Annotated in this window: 4 protein-coding genes; all 4 read right to left on the reverse strand. The window is 63.7% G+C overall.

Features of this window, described 5'->3' with window-relative positions; genetic code table 11:
- Positions 1-1,106: flagellar basal body P-ring protein FlgI (locus tag H7225_RS13315; RefSeq protein ID WP_290662579.1), on the reverse strand; the 1,106-nt coding region annotated here is incomplete at its 3' end.
- Positions 1,107-1,148: 42 nt separating this feature from the next.
- Entirely contained in the window at positions 1,149-1,835 is a 687-nt protein-coding gene (locus H7225_RS13320; RefSeq protein ID WP_290662581.1) for a flagellar basal body L-ring protein FlgH, read from the reverse strand.
- Positions 1,835-2,617 carry a flagellar basal-body rod protein FlgG gene (flgG, locus tag H7225_RS13325; protein WP_290662583.1) on the reverse strand — a complete coding sequence of 261 codons (783 nt, stop codon included), beginning with the start codon at positions 2,615-2,617 and terminating at the stop codon, positions 1,835-1,837. The genes H7225_RS13320 and flgG overlap by 1 nt, the downstream gene beginning before the upstream one ends.
- A 37-nt stretch (positions 2,618-2,654) precedes the next feature.
- On the reverse strand, positions 2,655-2,984 hold a 330-nt coding region (locus H7225_RS13330), incomplete at its 5' end, for a flagellar basal body rod C-terminal domain-containing protein (protein WP_290662585.1).

Consider the following 2,984-nt stretch of genomic DNA (forward strand, 5'->3'; position numbering starts at 1 on the left):
AGAGCGCCGGCCGCCTTCATGGCTTGCAGGATGGCCAGCAGGTCCTGCGGGTTGGCGCCCAAGGTGTTGAGCGCCTTGACCACGTCGGTCAATTTGGTTCCGGCCGGCAGCTGGATCAGCGCGCCGGGTTCCTGGTTGATCTTGATGTCGGCCTTCTCGGTGACGACCGTCTGGCCTTGCGACAGCGCATTGGGCTGGCTGATGACCGGGGTGGAGCTGATGGTGACCGACAGGTTGCCGTGGGCAATGGCACAGGGGCCGATGGTCACGGCTTGGTTCACCACCACCGAGCCGGTGCGGGCGTTGATGACGATGCGGGCGGAAGGCGTGGCGCGGTCGATCGACAGGTTCTCGATGTCGGCCATGAAGGCCACGCGCTCGCCGGATTGGGTGGGCAGCTTCACGCTGACGGTGCGGCCATTGATGGCCTCGGCGGTGCCGGCGCCCTTGGCCTTATTGATCACACCAGCAATGTCGCGGGCGGTGTTGAAGTCGTCGGCTTGCACGTCCAGCTGGACCACGCTGCTTTGCAACCAGGGGGTGGGCACGCTGCGTTCAACCGTGGCGCCGTTGGGGATGCGGCCGGCGCTCAGGTGGTTGACCTGCACCTTGGCGCCGCCTTGCGAGGCGCCAGCGCCGGCGATGATCAGGTTGCCCTGGGCCAGGCCGTAGATCTGGCCGTCGGCGCCTTTCAAAGGCGTGGCGACCAACATGCCGCCGCGCAGCGACTTCGAATTGCCCAGCGAGGACACATTGACGTCAATGGCTTGACCGGGTTGCGCAAAGGCGGGCAGGGTGGCCGTGACCAGCACGGCGGCCACGTTTTTGACCTGCATGGCCACGCCAGCGGGCACGGTGATGCCCATCTGCTGCAGCATGGAGTTCAGGCTTTGCGCGGTAAAAGGGGTTTGGGTGGTCTGGTCACCGGTGCCGTCCAGGCCCACGACCAGGCCATAGCCCATCAACTGGTTGGAGCGCACGCCCTGCACGCTGGCGATCTCTTTCAGTCGGGCTGCGCTGGCCTCAACGGGCCACCACACGGCTGCTGAGGCGGCCAAAAAGGCCAGGCCAATCAGCAGTTTGAGGAGTCGTTCTGAAGTATTCATGAGGCCAGATTCCGGAAGGGTTCGGCCTCATTTTGGAGTTCTTTAGATCGGCAGAATGCTCAAAAAGAAGTGTGCAAGCCAGCCTATTCCCTGCGCGTCGGCCTGGGCGCCACGGCCGCGTTGCTCGATGCGAACGTTGGCCATTAGGGTGGACGACACGGTGTTGCCCGGCTGGATGGTGGTGGGGTCAACCTGGCCTGAAAAGCGCAACAATTCCACGTTTCTGTTCACGCCGATCTGCTTTTCGCCCGAGATGATCAGGTGGCCGTTGGGCAGTACCTCGATCACCGTGGCTGTGATGGTGCCCACGAAGTTGTGAGAGCTCTCGGTGCTGCCTTTGCCGTCAAAGGTGTTGGCCGAGGTGCCGGCGGCGCTGAGCTTGGCCAATTGATCGGCCCTCAGGAAGGGCACGGCCGAGACCGAGGCCGACGTCGCGCCTTTCTTTTCGACGCTGCTGGTTGATGCCTGCTTGGCGGCAATCTTCTCGACGATCGTGACGTTCACGATGTCGCCCACCATGCGGGCGCGGTAGGTCTCGTACAAGGGCCGGTAACTGGCGTTTTGAAACAGCGAGCCATTGCCGACCTCTGGCACCACCGCGACAGCGGGCCGCGCCTGGGTGGGCTCCAGCACATCGACCTTGGCGGTGGTGGGCAAGACCGCACAGGCGCCCAGCAGGCTGCACACGGCGATGATCGCCAGGTGGGCGCGGCGTGGCATGGCGGTCATCACAGTTGTGCCAGACGTTGCAGCATCTGGTCCGAAGTCTGGATGGCCTTGGAGTTGAGTTCGTAGGCGCGTTGGGTCTGGATCATCGTGACGAGTTCTTCCACCACGTTCACGTTGGAGTTTTCTACGAACCCCTGCGCCAGCGTGCCGGTGCTGTTGGTGCCTGGGTTGGCGGTCTGGGGTGTGCCGGAGGCGGGCGTCTCGGTGTAGAGGTTTTCGCCGCGTGGCTCCAGGCCGGCCGGGTTGATGAAGTTGGTCAGCTGGATCTGGCCCAGAGTCTGCGCGGTGTTCTGGCCCGAGATGGCAGCGGTGACCGTGCCGTCGGCGGCGATCGTCACGGAGGTGGCGTTGGCGGGCACCGTGATGCCAGGCTGGATCTGGTAGCCGTTGTTGGTGACCAGTTGGCCCTGGTTGTCCAGCTGGAAGGAGCCATCGCGGGTGTAGCCCGTGGTGCCATCAGGCATGGCGACCGGGAAGAAACCGTTGCCTTTGATGGCCACGTCAAGGTAGTTGGTGGTCTGCTGCAGACTGCCCTGCGAGAACTGGCGCGAGGTGGCCACCGGGCGCACACCCAGGCCCACTTGCAGGCCGGTGGGCAGTTGTGTCTGCTCCGAGCTGTTGGCACCGCTTTGGCGAAGGTTCTGGTACATCAGATCCTCGAACACCGCGTGCGAGCGCTTGTAGCCATTGGTGCCGCTGTTGGCCAGGTTGTGAGAGATGTGGTCGAGCTGGGTTTGCTGGGCTTCCATCCCCGATTTCGAGATCCACAGTGATCGCATCATGGTGCTACTCCTCAGGCGTCAAGCCAGGTAAAACAGATCAGGCATTGCCCGACAACAATTGGGATGCCGCTTTTTCGTTGCTCTCGGAGGTCTGGATCAACTTCATCTGAGCTTCGAACTGGCGGGCCGCCGCGATCATGCTGATCATGGTCTCGATGGGGTTGACGTTCGAGCCCTCCAGGGCCCCGTCTTGCACACGTGCCGCAGCATCGACCGGCAGTTCGGCCCCGCCGGGGTCGCGAAACAGGCCATCCTCGCCCCGCGTCAGCTTGGTTTCCGGGGTGACCAGCTTGAGCTTGCCGATGCCGGTGATCTTGCCGCTGGCCTCCTTGGCGCTGACCGTGCCATCGGGCGCGATGCTGGCCTG

The organism is Aquabacterium sp., assembly GCF_014378415.1.
In the GTDB taxonomy this organism is placed as follows: Bacteria; Pseudomonadota; Gammaproteobacteria; order Burkholderiales; family Burkholderiaceae_C; genus Aquabacterium.